The organism is Duganella rhizosphaerae, assembly GCF_040364205.1.
In the GTDB taxonomy this organism is placed as follows: Bacteria; Pseudomonadota; Gammaproteobacteria; order Burkholderiales; family Burkholderiaceae_D; genus Rugamonas; species Rugamonas rhizosphaerae.
On record NZ_BPWK01000021.1, the window covers coordinates 59,231 to 78,762 of the forward strand.

The 19,532-nt window shown below is 62.2% G+C and carries 16 protein-coding genes; 12 read left to right on the forward strand and 4 right to left on the reverse strand.

Features of this window, described 5'->3' with window-relative positions; genetic code table 11:
• Positions 1-58: 58 nt before the first annotated feature.
• The 3 genes from gyrB to dnaA form a co-directional block, all read right to left on the reverse strand.
• Positions 59-2,563, reverse strand: coding sequence for a DNA topoisomerase (ATP-hydrolyzing) subunit B (gyrB, locus tag RUGAMON1_RS29835; RefSeq protein ID WP_445233917.1), 2,505 nt, complete (start codon positions 2,561-2,563; stop codon positions 59-61).
• A 134-nt stretch (positions 2,564-2,697) separates the two neighbouring features.
• Entirely contained in the window at positions 2,698-3,804 is a 1,107-nt protein-coding gene (dnaN, locus tag RUGAMON1_RS29840; protein ID WP_008453129.1) for a DNA polymerase III subunit beta, read from the reverse strand.
• 194 nt (positions 3,805-3,998) lie between these two features.
• Positions 3,999-5,396 (reverse strand): chromosomal replication initiator protein DnaA, encoded by a 1,398-nt coding sequence (gene dnaA, locus RUGAMON1_RS29845; protein WP_332855481.1) that lies wholly within the window; start codon positions 5,394-5,396, stop codon positions 3,999-4,001.
• 386 nt (positions 5,397-5,782) lie between these two features.
• Here dnaA and rpmH point away from each other — a divergent pair, with 386 nt between their 5' ends.
• From rpmH to RUGAMON1_RS29890, 9 genes are all read left to right on the forward strand, one after another.
• Entirely contained in the window at positions 5,783-5,917 is a 135-nt protein-coding gene (gene rpmH, locus RUGAMON1_RS29850) for a 50S ribosomal protein L34 (protein WP_040378179.1), read from the forward strand.
• Positions 5,918-5,952: 35 nt separating this feature from the next.
• Positions 5,953-6,393: a ribonuclease P protein component gene (gene rnpA, locus RUGAMON1_RS29855; RefSeq protein ID WP_116994020.1), complete on the forward strand. Its 441-nt coding sequence runs from the start codon at positions 5,953-5,955 to the stop codon at positions 6,391-6,393.
• A complete protein-coding gene (yidD, locus tag RUGAMON1_RS29860; RefSeq protein WP_445233918.1) occupies positions 6,390-6,656 on the forward strand; it encodes a membrane protein insertion efficiency factor YidD in 267 nt (88 codons plus the stop codon). Before rnpA ends, yidD begins: the two co-directional genes overlap by 4 nt.
• Positions 6,657-6,667: 11 nt before the next feature.
• Complete coding sequence (gene yidC / locus RUGAMON1_RS29865; RefSeq protein WP_445233919.1) at positions 6,668-8,371, forward strand: membrane protein insertase YidC; 1,704 nt, start codon at positions 6,668-6,670, stop codon at positions 8,369-8,371.
• 187 nt (positions 8,372-8,558) lie between these two features.
• The gene (mnmE, locus tag RUGAMON1_RS29870) at positions 8,559-9,938 is read left to right on the forward strand and encodes a tRNA uridine-5-carboxymethylaminomethyl(34) synthesis GTPase MnmE (protein ID WP_445233920.1); all 1,380 of its coding nucleotides are present in this window, start codon (positions 8,559-8,561) and stop codon (positions 9,936-9,938) included.
• Positions 9,939-9,971: 33 nt separating this feature from the next.
• A complete protein-coding gene (locus RUGAMON1_RS29875) occupies positions 9,972-11,936 on the forward strand; it encodes a tetratricopeptide repeat protein (protein WP_445233921.1) in 1,965 nt (654 codons plus the stop codon).
• Positions 11,937-11,939: 3 nt separating this feature from the next.
• The gene (locus RUGAMON1_RS29880; RefSeq protein WP_445233922.1) at positions 11,940-12,605 is read left to right on the forward strand and encodes a glutathione S-transferase family protein; all 666 of its coding nucleotides are present in this window, start codon (positions 11,940-11,942) and stop codon (positions 12,603-12,605) included.
• Positions 12,606-12,681: 76 nt separating this feature from the next.
• Positions 12,682-13,506 (forward strand): TIGR04255 family protein, encoded by an 825-nt coding sequence (locus RUGAMON1_RS29885; RefSeq protein WP_445233923.1) that lies wholly within the window; start codon positions 12,682-12,684, stop codon positions 13,504-13,506.
• A gap of 64 nt (positions 13,507-13,570) precedes the next feature.
• The gene (locus tag RUGAMON1_RS29890; protein ID WP_445233924.1) at positions 13,571-13,963 is read left to right on the forward strand and encodes a hypothetical protein; all 393 of its coding nucleotides are present in this window, start codon (positions 13,571-13,573) and stop codon (positions 13,961-13,963) included.
• A 420-nt stretch (positions 13,964-14,383) separates the two neighbouring features.
• Here the strand turns inward: RUGAMON1_RS29890 and gcvA are convergent, their stop codons facing one another.
• Positions 14,384-15,319 carry a transcriptional regulator GcvA gene (gene gcvA / locus RUGAMON1_RS29895; RefSeq protein WP_445233925.1) on the reverse strand — a complete coding sequence of 312 codons (936 nt, stop codon included), beginning with the start codon at positions 15,317-15,319 and terminating at the stop codon, positions 14,384-14,386.
• Between the two features lie 100 nt (positions 15,320-15,419).
• On the opposite strand from gcvA, the gene gcvPA reads away from it, so the two are divergent.
• Genes gcvPA through RUGAMON1_RS29910 form a run of 3 tightly spaced genes read left to right on the forward strand, consistent with a single transcriptional unit; the run spans position 15,420 to position 19,530 of the window.
• Positions 15,420-16,817 carry an aminomethyl-transferring glycine dehydrogenase subunit GcvPA gene (gcvPA, locus tag RUGAMON1_RS29900; RefSeq protein ID WP_445233926.1) on the forward strand — a complete coding sequence of 466 codons (1,398 nt, stop codon included), beginning with the start codon at positions 15,420-15,422 and terminating at the stop codon, positions 16,815-16,817.
• Between the two features lie 5 nt (positions 16,818-16,822).
• Positions 16,823-18,400, forward strand: a complete 1,578-nt coding sequence (gcvPB, locus tag RUGAMON1_RS29905; protein ID WP_445233927.1) for an aminomethyl-transferring glycine dehydrogenase subunit GcvPB — start codon at positions 16,823-16,825, stop codon at positions 18,398-18,400.
• Positions 18,397-19,530, forward strand: a complete 1,134-nt coding sequence (locus tag RUGAMON1_RS29910; protein ID WP_445233928.1) for an ATP-NAD kinase family protein — start codon at positions 18,397-18,399, stop codon at positions 19,528-19,530. Before gcvPB ends, RUGAMON1_RS29910 begins: the two co-directional genes overlap by 4 nt.
• Positions 19,531-19,532: the final 2 nt, after the last annotated feature.

Consider the following 19,532-nt stretch of genomic DNA (forward strand, 5'->3'; position numbering starts at 1 on the left):
AAAACTGGTAGCAATTTATGACCCACAAATTGCTACCAGTTGAGTCACCTGCATTGGCTTAAACGTCGATATTGCCCGCCCGCAAAGCATTATTCTCGATAAACGCCCGACGCGGCTCTACATCATCGCCCATCAAAGTGGTAAAGATCTGATCTGCCGCAATCGCATCCTCGATCTGCACCTTCAACAACCGGCGCACGGTCGGATCCATGGTGGTCTCCCACAACTGATCCGGATTCATCTCACCCAGACCTTTGTAGCGCTGCTTGGACACCACACGTTCCGCCTCATCACGCAGCCATTGCATCGCCTGGTGGAAGTCCACAACGGCCGATTCCTTGGTGCGCTCGCCTTCGCCGCGGCGCACGTAGGCGCCTTCGCCGATCAGGCCCTTGAACGTGGCTGCCGCGCTGGCCAGTACGTTGTAGTCCGCGCCCTGCACGAAGTCCGCGTCGATCGAGCTGACCTTGATGTTGCCGTGATGCATACGCTCGATGCGCAGCGCGTGCTTCTCGGACAGCTCATCCGAAATCACTGTCACTTTGACCGCGATATCGTTGATCTCCGCCACCAGCGCGCGGGCCGATACATCAGCCAGCTCCTGCGTGCTCAGATCCAGCGTCACACCAGTCATGATGGCCGTCAGCGCCGCACGGTCGATCACGCGCGTCAGACGCGTCATGATGACGTTGGCCAGGTTGAACTGACGCACCAGCTCGCCCAGCGGTTCGCCGACGATAGGATCGGCGCCTTCGCGCGGCATCAGCGCGGCGGTGTTCAGCGCCACGTTCATCATGTAGCTCGCTTCTTCCGCGTCATCCTTCAGGTAGCGCTCGTCGCGGCCGGCCTTGACCTTGTACAGCGGCGGTTGCGCGATGTAGATGTGGCCGCGCTCTACCAGCTGCGGCATCTGGCGATAGAACAGGGTCAGCAGCAGCGTGCGGATGTGGGCGCCGTCGACGTCCGCATCGGTCATGATGATGATGCGGTGGTAGCGCAGCTTCTCGACGTTGAATTCGTCCGGGCCGATCGAGGTGCCCAGCGTGGCGATCAGCGTGGTGATCTGTTCCGACGACAGCATCTTTTCGAAGCGCGCCTTCTCCACGTTCAGCACCTTACCGCGCAGCGGCAGGATGGCCTGGAACTTACGGTCGCGGCCCTGCTTGGCGGAGCCGCCTGCGGAGTCACCCTCGACGATGTACAGTTCGCACAGCGCCGGATCTTTTTCCTGGCAGTCGGCCAGCTTGGCCGACAGGCCCAGGCCGTCCATGATGCCTTTGCGGCGGGTCAGGTCGCGGGCCTTGCGGGCCGCTTCGCGCGCGCGCGCCGCTTCGACGATCTTGCCGCAGATGATCTTGGCGTCGTTCGGTTTTTCTTGCAGGTAGTCCGACAGCGTCTTGGCGACGATCTCTTCGACCGGGCCGCGCACTTCGGACGACACCAGCTTGTCCTTGGTCTGCGACGAGAACTTCGGCTCAGGCACCTTGACCGACAGCACGCAGGTCAGGCCTTCGCGCATGTCGTCGCCGGAGATTTCCACTTTCGCTTTCTTGGCGAATTCCTGCTCGTCGATGTACTTGTTGATGACGCGGGTCATCGCGGCGCGCAGGCCGGTCAGGTGGGTGCCGCCGTCGCGCTGCGGGATGTTGTTGGTGAAGCACAGCACCTGTTCGTTGTAGGCGTCGTTCCACTGCATCGACACGTCCACCGAGATGTTGGTGCCCTGGTCCGACATGCGTTCGCCGGTGGCCTGGAACACGGTCGGGTGCAGCACGGTCTTGGCTTTGTTGATGTACTCGACGAAGCCGCGGGTGCCGCCTTCGAACGCGAAGATTTCTTCCTTGCCGTTGCGCTGGTCGGTCAGCTTGATGTTGACGCCGTTATTCAGGAACGACAGTTCGCGGATACGCTTGGCCAGGATCTCGTAGTGGAATTCAACGTGGTTGAAGATTTCCTCGTCGGCCCAGAAGTGCACGTCGGTGCCGCGCTTGTCGGTGTCGCCGATGACCTTGATCGGCGAGACGGCGAAGCCGTCCTTCTCCGCCAGTTCGCGGTTCTGCGGCACGCCACGGACGAACTCCATGTAGTGCACCTTGCCGTCGCGGCGGATGGTCAGCTTCAGCAGTTTCGACAGCGCGTTCACGCACGATACGCCCACGCCGTGCAGGCCGCCCGACACCTTGTACGAGTTCTGGTCGAACTTGCCGCCGGCGTGCAGTTCGGTCATGACGATCTCGGCGGCGGAGCGCTTCGGATCGTGCTTGTCGTCCATCTTCAGGCCGGTCGGTACGCCGCGGCCGTTGTCGGTGATCGAGATCGAGTTGTCCGAGTGGATGGTGACGTGGATTTCCGTGCAGTGGCCGGCCAGCGATTCATCGATCGAGTTGTCCAGCACTTCGAACACCAGGTGGTGCAGGCCGGTGCCGTCCGAGGTGTCGCCGATGTACATGCCGGGTCGTTTGCGGACTGCTTCCAGACCTTCGAGGATCTGGATCGACGAGGCGCCGTATTCTTCGGTTTTGGCCGGTACTGGTACTGGATTCTCTTCTGGGATGGCGGACATGTGCTGCTTTCTCAATGTGACGAATTACTGGGGACTGCGTCGTCCTCGCGAAAGCGGGGACCCATGCTGAGTATCCTATATCGCTCAGTATGGATTCCCGCCTGCGCGGGAATGACGGTGCTGCTGCTACGTTTTTATATACGCATCGGCATGACGACGTACTTGAAGTCGGCATTGTCCGGGATCGAGATCAGCGCGGACGAGTTCGAATCGCCCAGCGCGACGTTGACCTGGTCGCACTTCAGGTTGTTCAACACGTCCAGCAGATAGGTCACGTTGAAGCCGATGTCGACGCTGTCGCCGCCGTAGTCGATTTCCAGTTCTTCCACGGCCTCTTCCTGGTCCGCGTTGGTCGAGCTGATCTTCATGCTGCCCGGCGTGATGATGCAGCGCACGCCTTTGAACTTGTCACTGGTCATGATGGCGGCGCGTTGCAGCGAACGCAGCAGCTCATCGCGGCCGATCGTGAACTCGTTCTTGTAGCCTTTCGGGATCACGCGCGTGTAGTCGGGGAACTTGCCCTCGACCAGCTTGGAGATCAGCTCGATGTCGGCGAAGGTCAGCTTGACCTGGTTGGCGGCGATGTCCAGCTGCACGGTCTCGTCGTTCTCTTCCAGCAGGCGCTGCAGTTCGATGATGGTCTTGCGCGGGATGATCACTTCCTGGCGTTCGAACGATTGCTCGGTCTCCACCTGGCAGAACGCCAGGCGGTGGCCGTCGGTGGCCACGGCGATCACGTTCTTGCCGTCCAGGACCAGCAGCAGGCCGTTCAGGTAGTAGCGGATGTCCTGCTGGGCCATCGAGAAGTGCACCATGTTGAACAGGTGCTTCAGCGTTTTCTGCGGCAAGGTGACGGAGGCGCTGTAGCTGTCGGCCTGCTGCACGGTCGGGAATTCTTCGGCGGCCAGCGTCTGCAGCGCGAAGCGCGATTTGCCGGTCTGTACCGTCAGGCGCTTGTTCAGCAGGGTCATCGTCACGTCGCCCGATTCAGGCAGCGCGCGCAGGATGTCGAGCAGCTTGCGCGCGGCCACGGTGGTGCCGGTCACTTCGCTGCCGGAACCGATCTCGGCGTTGGTGGTGATCTGGACTTCGGTGTCGGTCGACAGGAAGGATACGCTCTCGCCCTCTTTGCGGATGAGGATATTGGCCAGAATCGGCATAGTGTGCCGACGCTCGACAATACCGCTCACGATCTGCAGTGGCCGGAGAAGGGTATCTCGGGTGGTTTTGACCAATTGCATAGTTATCCTCAATAGTAAAGATTAAACGATATTTTTATAACAATGTTGCCTTGTGAGCAGACGTGCATTTTTGCCTAGATCATAAAGCCAAACCAACCCGTCCGCCACTATGTCGTTCCCGCGCAGGCGGGAACCCATAGAACGCCGGCCAGGACGCTCAGTATGGATTCCCGCTTTCGCGGGAATGACGTTTGCTAGCCCTTCAAGGTTTGCTCCAGCACGTGCAGCTCGTGGTTGCATTCCGGGTTCTTGGTGCGGTCCAGCGCGATCTTGCGCACGGCGTGCAGCACGGTCGTGTGGTCGCGGCCGCCGAACAGCTCGCCGATCTCCGGCAGACTCTTCTGCGTCAGCTCCTTGGCCAGGTACATCGCGATCTGGCGTGGCCGCGCGATGTTGGCAGGGCGACGCTTGGAGTACATGTCGGCCACCTTGATGTTGAAGAAGTCCGCCACCGTTTTCTGGATGTTTTCCACCGAGATCTGGCGGTTCTGCACCGACAGCAAATCCTTCAGCGCTTCCTTCACGATGTCGATCGTGATGTCTTTGCCGTGGAAGCGCGAGTACGCCAGGATCTTGCGCAGCGCGCCTTCCAGCTCGCGCACGTTGGAGCGCAGGTGCTTGGCCACGAAGAAGGCGACGTCGTCCGAGAAGGTAACCCCTTCCTGCTTGGCTTTCTTGAGCAGAATCGCCACGCGCATTTCCAGCTCCGGCGGCTCGATCGCCACCGTCAGGCCGGAATCGAAGCGCGAGATCAGGCGGTCGTCCATGCCGGTGATTTCCTTCGGATAGGTATCCGAGGTGATGATGATCTGCTTCTTGGCAGCGATCAGCGCTTCGAACGCATAGAAGAATTCTTCCTGCGTACGGCTCTTGCCGCCGAAGAATTGAATATCATCGATCAGCAGCATGTCGAGCGAATGATAGTAGTGCTTGAAGTCGTCGAAGCCCTTGCGCTGGTAAGCCGTCACCACGTCGCGCACGTACTGCTCGGCGTGGATGTAGCGGATCTTGGCGCCCGGCTGGTCGGCCATCACCTGGTTGCCGATCGCGTGGATCAAGTGGGTCTTACCCAGGCCGACGCCGCCGTAGAAGAACAGCGGGTTGTACGACACGCCCGGATTGTTGGCCACCTGGATCGCGGCGGCGCGCGCCAGCTGGTTGGCCTTACCGGTGACGAAGCTGTCGAAGGTCAGGTCGGTGTTGATGCGACTCTGCTCGCGGCGCGGCGCGGCCGAAGCCGGCAACTCGGGCACCGACGGCACCGGGTCGGAGTTGCGCGCGTGGCCGTTCGGGTTGCCGTCGTTGTAGTCGGGCGCGGGCACCACGGTCGCCGGTTTTTTCGGCAGCGCCAGGCGCGGGTCGAGCACGAACTGCACCTCGGTCGGCGCTTCCCAATACTGGCAGGCCAGGGCCGTGATGCGGCTGGCGAACTGGGACTTGACCCAGTCCAGCTTGAACCGGTTGGGCGCGGCCACACGCAACTTGCCCGCCTCGTAGTCGAGGGGGATGAGCGGTTTTATCCACGCGCTGAATTGTTGCGGCGTCAGCTCCAGCTCCAGCTGGGCGGAGCAGGTCTGCCAGAAATTTTCCATGAATCTTTATCTATTCTTTACTGCTGATAAGGGTGTCGGCGAACCTGGGTTCGCCACACGTAACGCGCTATTCTACTCTCGCCGGCCCAAGTTATCCACAGGCACGATGCTTATTTTCGCACTTTAGGCGGTCGCCGAATGGCGGCCGGAGGCCATCAGTTGTTGACAAGCGGGACCGAAATGTTGATAATTCAGGGTTCCCCGCCCGTATTCCTAGTTTATTCACATGAACGTCAATATGGAGTAAGCGTGGATTTAGCGGGCGATGAGATGGACCCAGCTTGTGCCGGTAGCGTTGGCATGGGTGCGCGAAGTGTCATTGGCACCAAAAACTGACGGGGCCACAACCCGATTTTGCATTTTTTTCTGCTTTTAGCGAGACCAACATGAAACGTACTTACCAACCTTCCGTTGTACGCCGTAAGCGTACCCACGGCTTCCGCGCACGTATGGCTACCCGCGGTGGCCGTCAAGTGCTCAACGCACGTCGCGCCAAAGGCCGCAAGCGTCTGGCTGTATAAGCCAACTCTTGTTAGCTGATCGCGTGGAAAGCTGTATTTCAAGCGGCTCGACAGGCGAAGGTTCACACGACTTCGCGCGCGTTCGGCGTATCGTTAAAACGGATGAATTTTCATCCGTTTTTCGTTTGCGCCCTACCCAAAAAAGCGCGCACTTCGTGCTCTACACCCGTCTGAATGAATTGCCGCATGCGCGGCTGGGCGTCGTTGTGGCCAAGCGATTTGCGCCGCGCGCCGTCACGCGCAACACGATCAAACGCGTTACCCGCGAACTGTTCCGCCAGACCGGCCTGCCGGCGATCGACTGCCTGGTGCGCCTGGCCAAGCCGGTCAACAGCAAGGACGGACCGGCCACCACTGCCAAGCTGAAAGCGGCTTTGCGGGTGGAACTGGCACGTCTGTTCGCGCAGGCCAAGGTGGCCAAGCTGCCGAAACCGGCCTTGCCTTCGACGCCGCCGCCTCCACCTGTGGCATCATGAAAAAACTGCTACGCTTCCTGCTGCGTTTTTACCAGCTGGCCATCAGCCCGCTGATGGCGCCGAGCTGCCGGTTCCATCCGAGCTGCTCGAACTATGCGCTGGAAGCGTTGCAGGTGCACGGCGCCGCCAAGGGCAGCCTGCTGGCGGCCAAGCGCGTGTGCCGCTGCCATCCGTGGAATCCGGGCGGACACGATCCGGTGCCCCCTGCGGACGGCAAAACGAATTCCTCTTCTACGACCGCTTGCGGTTGCAACCACTCCTGACAAATAGCCTAATGGATATCAATAAACGTACCATCCTGTGGATCGTGTTTGCCGTGTCGCTGGTAGTTCTTTGGAACAACTGGATGGTCTCGACAGGCAAGCCTTCCATGTTTGCTCCCGCCCCGGCGCAGACCGCCAAGGCCCCGGAAGCGAAGAAATCCGACCTGCCGGCCGCCACCGCGACGGCCGCAGCTGGCTCAGCTGCGTCCGCACTGCCGGGCGCGCCCGCAGCGGCCGAGGCGTTCAAGAGTGAGCGCATCACCGTCACCACCGATCTGTTCCGTGTCGACGTCGACACCCTGGGCGGCACCATCAAGCGCCTGGAACTGCTGAAGTTCAAGGACGGCGTGGACACCAGCAAGAACCAGGTGCTGTTCGACGTCGACGCCGGCACCGGCAAGACCTACCTGGCCCAAACCGGCCTGATCGGCGCCGCCGGCCTGCCGAACCACCAGACCGGCTTCGTCGCCAAGCCTGGCCCGCGCATGCTGGGCGACGCCAACCAGGTGCAACTGGTGCTGGAAGCGGAATCGGCCGGCGTCAAGCTGACCAAGACCTACACCTTCAAGCGCGGCGACTACACCATCGACGTGCGCCACGACGTGACCAACGTCGGCGCCGCTCCGGTCAAGCCTGAGCTGTATCTGCAGCTGGTCCACGACGGCAACAAGCCGGCCGGCGACTCCTACTTCAACAGCAGCTACACCGGCCCGACGCTGTACACCGCCGAAGACCACTACAAGAAGCTGAAGTTCGAAACGCTGGAAAAAGAAGCCGCCGAAGCCGCCAAGACCGGCAAGGACGCCGTACAGGATCACCCGACCAAGGCCGACAACGGCTGGTTCGCGATCTCGCAGCACTTCTTCGTCTCCGCCTTCGTCCCGCAGGACAAGCTGGCGCGCACCATCTTCACCAAGAAAGTGACGACCAACCAGTACGCGATCGGCACCATCCAGCAGCTGGGTACGCTGGCGCCGGGCGCCACCGTGAGCAACGAGGCCAAGCTGTACTCCGGCCCGCAGGAATCGAAGCTGCTGGAAAAAGTCACGCCTGGCCTGGACCTGGTCAAGGACTACGGCTGGCTGACCATCATCGCCAAGCCTATCTTCTGGGTCATGGACCACATCCACCAGGTGCTGGGCAACTGGGGCTGGACCATCATCGCCTTCACCATCCTGATCAAGCTGGCGTTCTTCCCGCTGTCGGCCGCCGGTTACCGCAGCATGGCCAAGGTCAAACTGGTCACGCCGAAGATGCAGGCGATCCGCGAGCGCTACAAAGGCGATCCGGCCAAGATGAACCAGGCCACCATGGAACTGTACAAGACCGAGAAGATCAATCCGCTGGGCGGCTGCCTGCCTATCCTGGTGCAGATGCCAGTCTTCATCGCCCTGTACTGGGTGCTGCAAGCGTCGGTGGAGATTCGCGGCGCGCCGTGGATCGGCTGGATCACCAACCTGGCCGCGCCGGATCCTTGGTACATCCTGCCAGTGCTGTATGCGATCTCGATGTACATCACCACCAAGCTGAACCCTGCGCCTGCCGATCCGATGCAAGCGAAGATGATGCTGTTCATGCCGCTGGCATTCTCGGTCATGTTCTTCTTCTTCCCGTCCGGCCTGGTGCTGTACTGGGTCGTGAACAACGTGCTGTCGATCGGTCAGCAGTACGTGATCTCCAAGAAGTTCGCGCCGCCAGCGGCCGCCAACTCCTGATAGCCAGCTTGTTGCAGAAAAGCCCGTGTTAATCGCGGGCTTTTTTTTTACCCCGCATAGCCAGGCGTTACCCCGCACTGCCCGGTGGGGTCAGACCCCGTACGGGGTCTGACCCCTAAGTGGCGAAGCTGGCGTTTCGCTTAGGCACACGGGGTTGAACGGCCTACTTTTACTTTACAATTGCCTTATGAATATCGACTCTTCCCCCATCGCCGCCATCGCCACCGCACCAGGGCGCGGCGGCATCGGCGTGGTACGCGCCTCCGGCAAGAACCTCAAGCCGCTGATTACCGCGCTGTTTGGCGCTACCGCCCTGCAGCCGCGCCACGCCACCTACATCCCGTTCAAGCAGGCCGACGGCGCACTGATCGACCAGGGTATCGCCATCTGGTTCAAGGGGCCGCATTCGTACACCGGGGAAGACGTGCTGGAACTGCAGGGCCACGGCGGCCCCATCGTGCTGCAGCTGCTGCTGGCGCGCGTGCTGGAGGCGGGCGCCGAGCTGGGTCTGCGACTGGCCGAGCCGGGCGAGTTCACCCGCCGCGCCTACCTCAACGACAAGCTCGACCTGGCGCAGGCCGAGGCCGTGGCCGACCTGATCGACGCCTCCACCGAAGCGGCCGCCAAGTCGGCGTCGCAATCGCTGTCGGGCGCGTTCTCGAAGACGGTCAACGCGCTGGTGGACGGCGTGACCGGCCTGCGCATGCTGGTCGAAGCCACGCTGGACTTCCCGGAAGAGGAAATCGACTTCCTGGAAAAATCCGACGCGCGCGGCCAGCTGGCCGGCATCGTCCAAGCGCTGGAGCAGGTGTTCAAGCAGGCGTCGCAAGGCGCGCTGCTGCGCGAGGGTTTGAACGTGGTGCTGGTCGGCCAGCCCAACGTCGGCAAGTCGTCGCTGCTGAACGCGCTGGCGGGCACGGACGTAGCCATCGTCACGCCGATCGCCGGCACCACGCGCGACAAAGTCACCGAGACCATCCAGATTGAAGGTATACCTCTAAACATCATCGACACCGCCGGCATCCGCGCGATCGACGATGGCGTGGACGTGGTCGAGCGCATCGGCATCGAGCGCACCTGGGGCGAGGTCGGCAAGGCCGACGTCATCCTGCACCTGCTGGACGCCGACCACGGCCCGTCGCGCGCGGACGAGGGCATCGTCGCCGCCTTCCCGCCGGGCGTGCCGGTGCTGCGCATCTGGAACAAGATCGACTTGTCGGGCCACAAGCCGGGCGTCGATCCGATGGAGGATGCGACGCATGTGTACCTGTCGGCGCACGAGCATATCGGTATTGATTTGCTGCGCGCCGAGCTGCTGCGCATCGCCGGATGGCAGCAGACCGGCGAATCGCTGTACCTGGCGCGCGAACGCCATCTGATCGCGCTGAAGAACGCCGGCGCCCATCTGGAGCGCGCCGGCGAACACGCTGCGCAGAACGACCAGTCGCTGGAGCTGTTCGCGGAAGAGCTGCGGCTGGCGCAGGTGCAGCTGTCGGGCATCACCGGTGCGTTCTCGTCGGACGATCTGCTGGGTGTGATCTTCTCCCGCTTCTGCATCGGCAAGTAGGCGCCGACCTTTACCAACCAACCCCCACCATCCATGTTCAAACGCCTCCTGTCCGCCCTGTCCGGTAAAAAAAACGAAGCTTCCGATTCCTCCCCAGTTACGGAAGCACGACAGGGCGGCGGGGAACTGATCACCGTCTATGACGCCTACGGACGCGAATTGAACATCAGCCGCAACGAGTGGCATGACAAGATGTTCCTGCCGAGCCTGAATCAGCAGTGGAACAAGCCGGATGAACTCTACAACTTGATACTCTCGGGCCTCAACGATGGCTTCGCAGCGGACCTGCAGCGGGCGGCGGAGCGCCTGCTGAAAATCGATACGCTGCCCGAGCGCAGCCACACCTTGCTGGGCATCGTGCTGCTGAAGAACGGCCAGTGCGACGCGGCCGAAGCCGCGCTGCGCGCCGGCATGGAGAAGGTCGGCGAGACCGGCACGCTGCTGACCAATCTGGCCAAGGTCTACGCCGAGCGCGGCGACGAGGCGCTGGCGGATGAAACCTTATGGCGCGCGGTCCAGGCCGATCCGAACCAGGAAAACGGCTTGATGTGGTGGGCGTCGATCCAGAAGGAGCGCGATGGCGAAGCCGGCTATTTGCAGGCGCTGCAAACCGCTGCCGCCCTGCCGGGAAGCTGGCGCGCGCAATTGTGGCTGGCGCGCCATCATCTGGAAAAAGAGGAATTTCCGGCGGCGCGCGCGCTGTACGCGGCCGTGCTGAACGGCGGCCGCTTCGACGGCAACGCGCTGATGATGATGTCCGGCGACATGGGCAACAGCGGACAGCTGCCGCTGATGCTGGAGCTGGTAGGCCCGGCCTACGACGAACACCAACACGATCCGATGGCCGGCATCAACCTGCTGCGCGCCTGCCAGGAACTCGGCAGGGTGGACGAAGGCGAGGCGCTGCTTGGCCGCATGTACGCGCTGGGCTTCCCTCCGATCAAGCAGCACCTCGATCAGTTTGCCGAAGCGTATCAGGAGATGCGCCAGCAATCGTCGCAGTCCGCGCCGCTCGACCAGGCGAACCTGAAAATCGCCACCATGTCGCTGACCCAGCCGATCTGGCACTACGGCCTGCGCAACGTGGACTGGCTGTTCGCGAGGAAATCCGAAAGCGCTCCAGGGATCGGCTTCTTTGCGCTAACAAAAATCACCGACGGAACCGAGCGCGCCGAATCCCAGCGCGAGGATGATTTGGGACGCTACACCCGTGCGTTTCCCCTGTATTTCGCGGAAGCCGCGCATTACTGGAGCGACTACGCCGCCAGCTGTAACATCCTGATCGTGGAAGGCAGCGGCCCGGTCGTAGCGGGAACCGAAACCGACGGCCATGCACTCTTCGACATCGTGCCGGCAGGGATGAAATATTTCGTGACCGGCGAGGTCGGCTGTACCGGTGAAGGCAAGGCGGCCCGATGGAGCATCGCCTTGCATCTGTGGGACTGCGCCACGCGCACCAGGCAGACAAGCGAAAGCGGCAGCGCGACGGAAGATGAACTTGGCGCGCTGGTACTGTGGCTGGAAGAGCGCCTGCTGGCGCGCATCGGCCACAAGCGCGAGCAGCCGCTGGACGCGTTCTATCAGCGCCCTGCATCCGAATCCATGGCGGCGTATTTGACCGAACTGGGCCAGTCCTTCATGCTGACCTTGCTGGACAATGGGCAACTGCCGAAATCCGCGATGTGGGGCGAGCGCTCAATACTCGACTGGCCGCTCACCATGTCGCTGTACTGGCCCACGGCCGAGGTTCCCAAACTGATGTACCTCGCCGGCCTAGGCAAGGCCCGCGGCTACAAATCGGACGTGCTGCCGGAATACAAGGAGCGCAGCCTGCAACTGTTGCGCGATGCCGAGCAGGCGAACAGCGCCGCCTTCCGCCTGGCGCCGCTTGTCTGGGCGCTGTTCGGAATGACGGACGAGCTAGAGAAATTTATCCAGGACCAGCCTTCGGACGCGAACCCTGCCTTCGTGGCATGGCTGAAACGGATTGCGGAGTAAGCCATGATCCTCTATCACTGCATCGCTGCGCGCTCCTTCCGTCCGTTGTGGATGCTGGAGGAACTGGAACTGCCGTATGAACTGCGCATGCTGGCCTTCCCGCCGCGCGTGCACGACAAGTCCTACCTTGACATCAATCCCTGCGGCACCGTGCCGACCTTCTTCGATGGCGACATGCGGATGACGGAATCGGCGGCGATCTGCCAGTACCTGGCCGAGCGCCATCCGGCGGCAAGGCTGAACGTCGCGCTGGACGAGGCGGACTACGGCGCATGGCTGAACTACCTGCACTTCGGCGAAGCCACGCTGACCTTCCCGCAAACGCTGGTGCTGCGCTACAGCCGCTTCGAATCGCCGGAGCGCTTGCAGCCGCAGGTGGTGGAGGATTATTCGCGCTGGTTTTTATCGCGCCTGAAAACGTTGACGCCGCGCCTGGAGCAAAACGAATTCCTGTGCGCTGGCCGCTTCACGGCGGCCGACGTCTCGGTTGGCTACGCGCTGTTGCTGGCCGAGCAGCTGGGACTGCACACGTCCTTCACGCCAGCCGTCGCCGCCTACTGGCAGCGGCTGCGCCAGCGTCCCGCCTTCCTGCGCGCGCAAGCCGCCGAACAGGCTGCCGCATTGGCGCAGGGCGTATCGTCGCGGCCGGCGACAGAACTGCCAATCTAGGCGCTTTGGTTGTTGTTGTGGATTGCAGTCCAGGATCATTGGAGTATAGTGTTCTAAACATGTCATTGTTCCCTTGATGAATATTCCTCTCAACAGACCTGCCGATTTGCCTGACTTCGACGCTCCTCCGCTCGATGAGGTCGTTCTTGGTGTTCAATTTGACTCCCTTGTTGGCTATCAGCAGATAAAATGCGGCGAAGTCTGGGCGCTGTATCGTGATCGATATCCTCGCGTTGAGGAGCGCTCACCGTTACCTCCTTCGTTTGAAATATTCGGAGGACATGCGCCCATCAACTCCATGAATCAGCTGAACTTGATTGATGGTCCGCTGCATGATCGATTTTGGTTTTTGGATCCGGCAGGGAGTCAACTGATTCAATTTCAGCCAGACCGGCTTCTGCATAATTGGCGCAACGTCGAGGGTTCCGGAATTTATCCCCACTTCGAAGCAATGGCCACTGCTTACAACAACGAACTTTCTCTTCTTGAGGGATATGCTGGCAAGCTTGAAAAGCAGGTGCTTGTCGTCAATCAATGCGAGATTTCGTACATCAATAAGATCGCGATCGAATCGGATGCTGAAAGAGCGCTCGCGAAGTGGATCACACTTTGGGCTGGAAGCGCGGCGGAACCAGAGAGCGTAGGCATTAGCCTGCGCTATGTTCTCACGAGAGACAATGGATCGCCTTACGCCAGAATGTTTATCGACTGCGGCTCCGGGGTTGATGCCAAAGGCAAGCCGACATTCGGACTGACTATCTCGATTCGGGGAACGCCGCTGGAGCCTACCGTGGCATCTGCAATGGACTTTATGATTTGTGGTCGCAGCAAGATCGTAAAAAAATTCCGAGAAATTACTACTCCATATGCGCATAAGAAATGGGGAATGAAAAATGTCTAACTCAACATTTTCCGGAGCCGTGACACGCCACGAGCGAGCCCAGACCGTTGATCGAGCGATTAGCATGAGCGCATCCAGTTCGTCATTAATGGATGCCGTCCTTGCTAAACTTAATGCGCTGCGACGGCTAACGTATGGTTGGGACGGCTACCGAGGGGTGGCGGTCTCTTACGAGAATACCTATTTTGCGGCGCAGCTTCTATCGCAGATATGTGGAGCGGACACTCCAACGCCGGCAATTGTCCCTGGATCTGCCGGGGACCTTCAGATTGAATGGCATACTGTGCATGGAGATTTGGAACTGCACATTGTGAAGCCGTATGATGTCCGCGCATTTGTCAGCTTTACTGACTATGGGAATGACGAGGAGTTGTCGCTTACCAGGGATTTCTCTCAAGTGGCAAAGTGGCTGCTTGTGATTACCGAGGGCGCTGGTGTTATCCCCGCCGCCGCGTGATGCAGATGGGAACGTAACACCGCACGATCACGACGGAATACACGATACCGACGGCATTTTGCGGAAGGTTACGGAACATCATCTGGTCCCGGATGGGAAGGGGGGGACGTCGACTCTCTTCTTTACTACTGAAAATTAGTTCACCAACCACCGGTATCTCCGTGGACCTTGAGCAGTTGATACTGAAGGATGGACTTGATCCACAAGTCCAGATCATGCTTCCCCCGCCTGCCGCGATTGGTGCAGTCCGATTTATCGCGCGAGACTTTCGACAAGAAACACTCATGATAGGGTTTGATCCTATCTACGATGATCCCATTCGCGTGAACCCTTATCACGGCCAAATCTGGGGGGACATGACTCAAGGGAAAATCAAACGCCTGTTACGGCAGGCGCAATGGTGCGTTGAAATTCCAGCCGTCATGATTCCGAGGTAAGGGCGAGATGCTTTTCCTGCTCACGCGCCTCATCACGCAAGAAATCCGAGAACCACGTCAACGCCTCCTGCTCCGTGCGGGTGGGGCGCCAGCACATGTAGTAGGCGCCCTGTGTGGACAGCGTCTGGCTGAACGGGCTGACCAGGGTGCCGCGCCGCAGGTCGTCGCGGATCAGCGCCATGCGGCCCAGCGCGATGCCCTGGCCGTTCAGCGCCGCCTGCATCAGCGCATTGCTGTCGTCGATCAGCGGACCGCGCAGCGCCAGCGACGGCGCCAAACCCGCCTGCTCGAACCAGCGCTCCCAATCGTCGCAGCTGTCCTCGTGCAGCAGCGTGTAATGCGCCAGATCGGACGGCTCCAGCAACGGCGGGCCTTCCTTCAACATCGCCGGTGAACATACCGGCAGCAGCTCGGTGCCGAACAGGCGCTCGCACTCCACGCCCGGCCACTTGCCATCCCCCCAGCGTATCGCCAGGTCGATGCTGTCGCGCCCCAGGTCGGTGTGCATTACCGTATGCACCAGCCGCACTTCAAGCTGACTATGCGCCGCCAGAAAACGGTCCAGCCGATGCACCAGCCAGCGCGAGCTGAAGGCAGGCGTCACTGCCACCGTCAGCCGCTTGCGCGCGCGCCCCTCGCCCTGCGCCAACTGCGCCAGTACACGATCGATGCGGCCGAAGGCATCGACCAGGCTGCGTTGCAAAATCGCCCCTTCGCCGGTCAGTGCGATGGCCCGCGTCATGCGGTTGAACAGCTTGATTTGCAGCGCCTCTTCCAGCGTCTTGATCTGGTGGCTGACCGCCGCCTGCGAGATGCACAACTCATCGGCGGCACGGGTAAAACTCATGTGCCTCGCCGTAACTTCAAACGTTTTCAACTGCCGTAACAGACTGGAAGAATGAACCAAGGCGTTCTCCATGCATGAATTTTTCTAATGTATCGCATGCATACTGATCATTTGTCAATGTTATTTCGCTCCTACAAGATGGGGTATCCACCCTCGATCAACAGGAAATGACATGGAACCTGGCAAGCCCTTCATCCACCCCTACATCCCCAACTCGGTCCCCGCCGTGCGCGACGCCATGTTGCGCGCCGTGGGCGCCACCAGCACCGAAGACTTCTTTGCCGACATCCCCGCCGCCTTGCGCATGCAGGCGCCGCTGGCGATCGCCGCGCCGCATCTGTCCGAGGCGCGCCTCAAGCGCCACGTGGACGGCCTGCTGCGCAAGAACAGCCACTGCGCCGGGCAGCTCAGCTTCCTGGGCGGCGGCTGCTACCAGCACCACGTGCCGGCCGTCTGCGACGAGATCAACGGCCGCAGCGAGTTCGCCACCGCCTACGCCGGCGAACCGTATGACGATCATGGCCGCTTCCAGTCGCTGTTCGAGTACTGCAGCATGATGGGCGCGTTGCTGGAGATGGACGTGGTCAACGTGCCGGTGTACGACGGCATGCAGGCCGCCGCCACCGCCGTGCGCATGGCCGGCCGCCACACTGGCCGCCGCCGCGTCATCGTGGCCGGCCACGTCAACCCGGACAAGCTGTCCATGATGAACACCTACGGCCGCGCCGATCTCGATTTCATCACCGCGCCGTTCGATCCGAAAACCGGCCTGCTCGACCTGGCCACGGTGAAGCAGCTGCTCGATCAAGATACCGCCGCGTTGTACGTCGACATCCCATCCTTCCTCGGCACCATCGACGACGGCGCCGCGCTGGCCTCCGCCGCCCACGCGGTGGGCGCGCTGTTCGTGGTCGGTGTCGATCCGGTGTCGCTGGGCGTGCTGGCGCCGCCGGCCAATTACGGCGCCGACATCGTCTGCGGCGACATCCAGCCATTGGGCATGCACATGAACTACGGCGGCGGCCAGGGTGGCTTCATCGCCAGCCACGACGATCCCGCCATCGTCATGCAGTATCCATCCCGGCTGTTCGGCATTGTGCCGACCAGCGTGCCGGGCGAATACGGCTTCGGCGACGTGGCCTACAGCCGCACCTCGTTTGACAAGCGCGAAAACGGCAATGAATTCGTCGGCACCGCCGCCGCGTTGTGGGGCATCACCGCCGGCGTCTATCTCGCGCTGATGGGACCACAGGGCATGACCGAACTGGCCACCGGCATCGCCCAGCGCACCGCCTACGCCAGGCAGCGCATGGCGAGCCTGCCCGGCGTGCGTGTCACGCATGCGGGCAGCTGTCACTTCCGCGAGTTCGTCGTCAACTTCGACGACACCGGCCTGCCGGTGGCCGCCATCAACGCCGCCTTGCTGCAACAGGGCGTCTTTGGCGGCCATGACCTGAGCGCCGCCTTCCCCGCGCTGGGCCAGTCGGCCCTGTACGCCTTTTCCGAAGTCCACACGCAGGAAGACATCGACCTGCTGTGCGCAACGCTAGAGAAAGTCCTCAACCAATGAACGCCATGGATAACATCGCCCACCACCGCAAACAGCAGATGCGCCGCTACCACCAGGCGCGCTGGGACGAACCCGTCATCTTTGAACTGAGCCAGCCCGGTGAACGCGGCATCCTGGTGCCGGAAGTGGAGCCGGACATCGTGCGCTTGGCAGGCCAGCCGCTGGCCGGGTTGCCGTCCTCCATGCTGCGCCAGCGCCCACCGGCGCTGCCGGAGATGTCGCAGAACCGCGTGCTGCGCCACTACCTGCGCCTGTCGCAGGAGACGTTGGGCGCGGACCTCAACGTGGACGTGGGGCAGGGTACCTGCACCATGAAGTACAACCCGAAGATCAACGACCAGCTGGCGCGCCAGCCCGGCATGGCGGAGCTGCATCCGCGCCAGCCCGACAGCACCGTGCAAGGCATGCTGGAGGTGATGGACAAGCTGGAAGGCGTGCTGCGAGAAGTGTCCGGCATGGATGCCGTATCGTTGCAGGCGCGCGGCGGATCGCAAGCGATCTTCGCCAACATGGCGATGGTGCGCGCTTGGCACGAGAGCCGTGGCGAAGCAGGCCGGCGTGATGAAGTCATCACCACCATCTTCTCGCACCCGTCGGACGCCGCCTGCGCCAAGCTGGCAGGCTACAAGGTCATCACACTTTACCCGGACGCCAACGGTTATCCGGACCTGGCGGCCCTGAAGGCGGCCGTATCGCCACGCACGGCGGCGCTGGTCATCACCAACCCTGAGGACACCGGCATCTTCAACGGCCGCATTCGCGAATTCGTCGACGTGGTGCATGCCGCCGGCGGCTTGTGCGTGTACGACCAGGCCAACGCCAACGGCCTGCTGGGCATCGCCCGCGCGCGCGAGGCGGGTTTCGACCTGTGCCACTTCAACCTGCACAAGACCTTCGCCACGCCGCACGCCTGCGGCGGCCCGGCGGTTGGCGCAGTGTGCTGCACGGCGGCGCTGGCGCCGTTCCTGCCCGGCCCCCTGGTGCTGCAGAAGGATGGCCGCTACACCCTGGTGGACGGCGCTGTGCAATCGATCGGCAAGATCAGCAGCTTCACCGGCACCGCCTCCATCATGCTGCGCGCCTATGCGTGGATCATGAACCTGGGCGCCGAGGGCTTGCGCACCGTTTCCGAGATCGCGGTCCTGAACAACAACTACATGATGCACGAGCTCCTGAAGATCGACGGCATGTCCGCGCCCTACGCGGCAGGCAAGCGCCGCATCGAGCAGGTGCGCTACAGCTGGGCGGGCCTGACCGAGGCCACCGGCGTGACGTCGGAAGAAATCGGCCTGCGCGCCGCCGACTTCGGCGTGCACTACTGGACCAGCCACCATCCGTATGTAGTGCCGGAGCCGGCCACCATCGAGCCGACCGAATCCTACTCGCGCGCCGATCTCGATGAATTTATCGGCGTGATGCGCCACATCGCCGGCGAGGCGCACAGCGATCCGGATCTGGTCAAGACCGCGCCGCACAACTGTCCGGTCCACCGTGTGCAGGGCGAGATGCTGGACGATCCGGAGCGCTGGTCCATCACCTGGCGCGCCTATCAACGCAAGCTGGGCGAGCGCGGGCTGGCATGAAGATCGGGCTGGTGGTCAATCCCTGGGCCGGCATCGGCGGCCCGGCCGGCCTCAAAGGCTCGGACGGCGCCGACAGCGTGCAGGCCGCGCTAGCGTCCGGCGTCCTGCCGCAGGTGGCCGCACGCATGGCCGTCATGTTCGCGGCCTGTGGCGGCGCGGCGCACGCCATCAGCTGGTACACGGCGGACGGCGACATGGGCCTGCACGCATTGCACGCGGCGGGCCTGCAGGCCAGCGCCGTCGTGCCGGTTGCGTCGCCGTCGCAGGCGACGGATACGCGCCGCGCCAGCTGCATCCTGGCCGGCATGGGGATAGACCTGCTGCTGTTTGCCGGCGGCGACGGCACCGCGCGCGATGTGCTGGATGGCCTGCGCGACGCCGGCGTGATGGCTACCTTGCCGGTGCTGGGCGTGCCTGCCGGCGTGAAGATGCAATCGGCGGTATTCGCCAACCATCCAACCGCCGCAGGGCTATTGCTGCGCCAGTTTCAGCAGAACGGCCTGGCCATCTGCAGCGATGCCGAAGTGATGGACCTCGACGAAGAAGCGCTGCGGCGCAACCAGATCGTGCCGCGCCTGTACGGCTACCTGCAACTGCCGCTGGCGCCGTCGCTGACGCAAGGCGGCAAGTCGCGTCATGCCAGCGGCAGCGGGGCGCAGCGCATGGCTATCGCCCGCAGTTTTGCGGAAGGCATGGAGGCGCGTTCGCTGTATCTGATCGGCCCCGGCTCGACCACGCAGGCCTTGCTGTCGCTGCTGGGCGTGGACGGCGCCTTGCTGGGTGTGGACGCGGTGCTGGGCGACGGCACGCTGCTGGCGCGCGACGCATCGCGTCGTGAGCTGGAAAACCTGGCCGGAGACTGGCAATCGCCGCCGCACCTGGTGCTGTCGCCGATTGGCGGACAAGGACTGGTGCTGGGACGCGGCAACCAGCAGATTTCACCGAGCCTGCTGCGCGCAGCCGGCAGGCGTGGGCTGCATGTGCTGGCGCCGCAGGACAAGCTGCTGTCGCTGCACGGCGGCGTGCTGCGCATCGACAGCGGCGACGCGGAACTCGATGCGCAATTCAATGGGTATTTGCCGGTGACGACCGGCTACCGGGAGCAGACCATGTGGCCGGTCTCGGTGTAGCG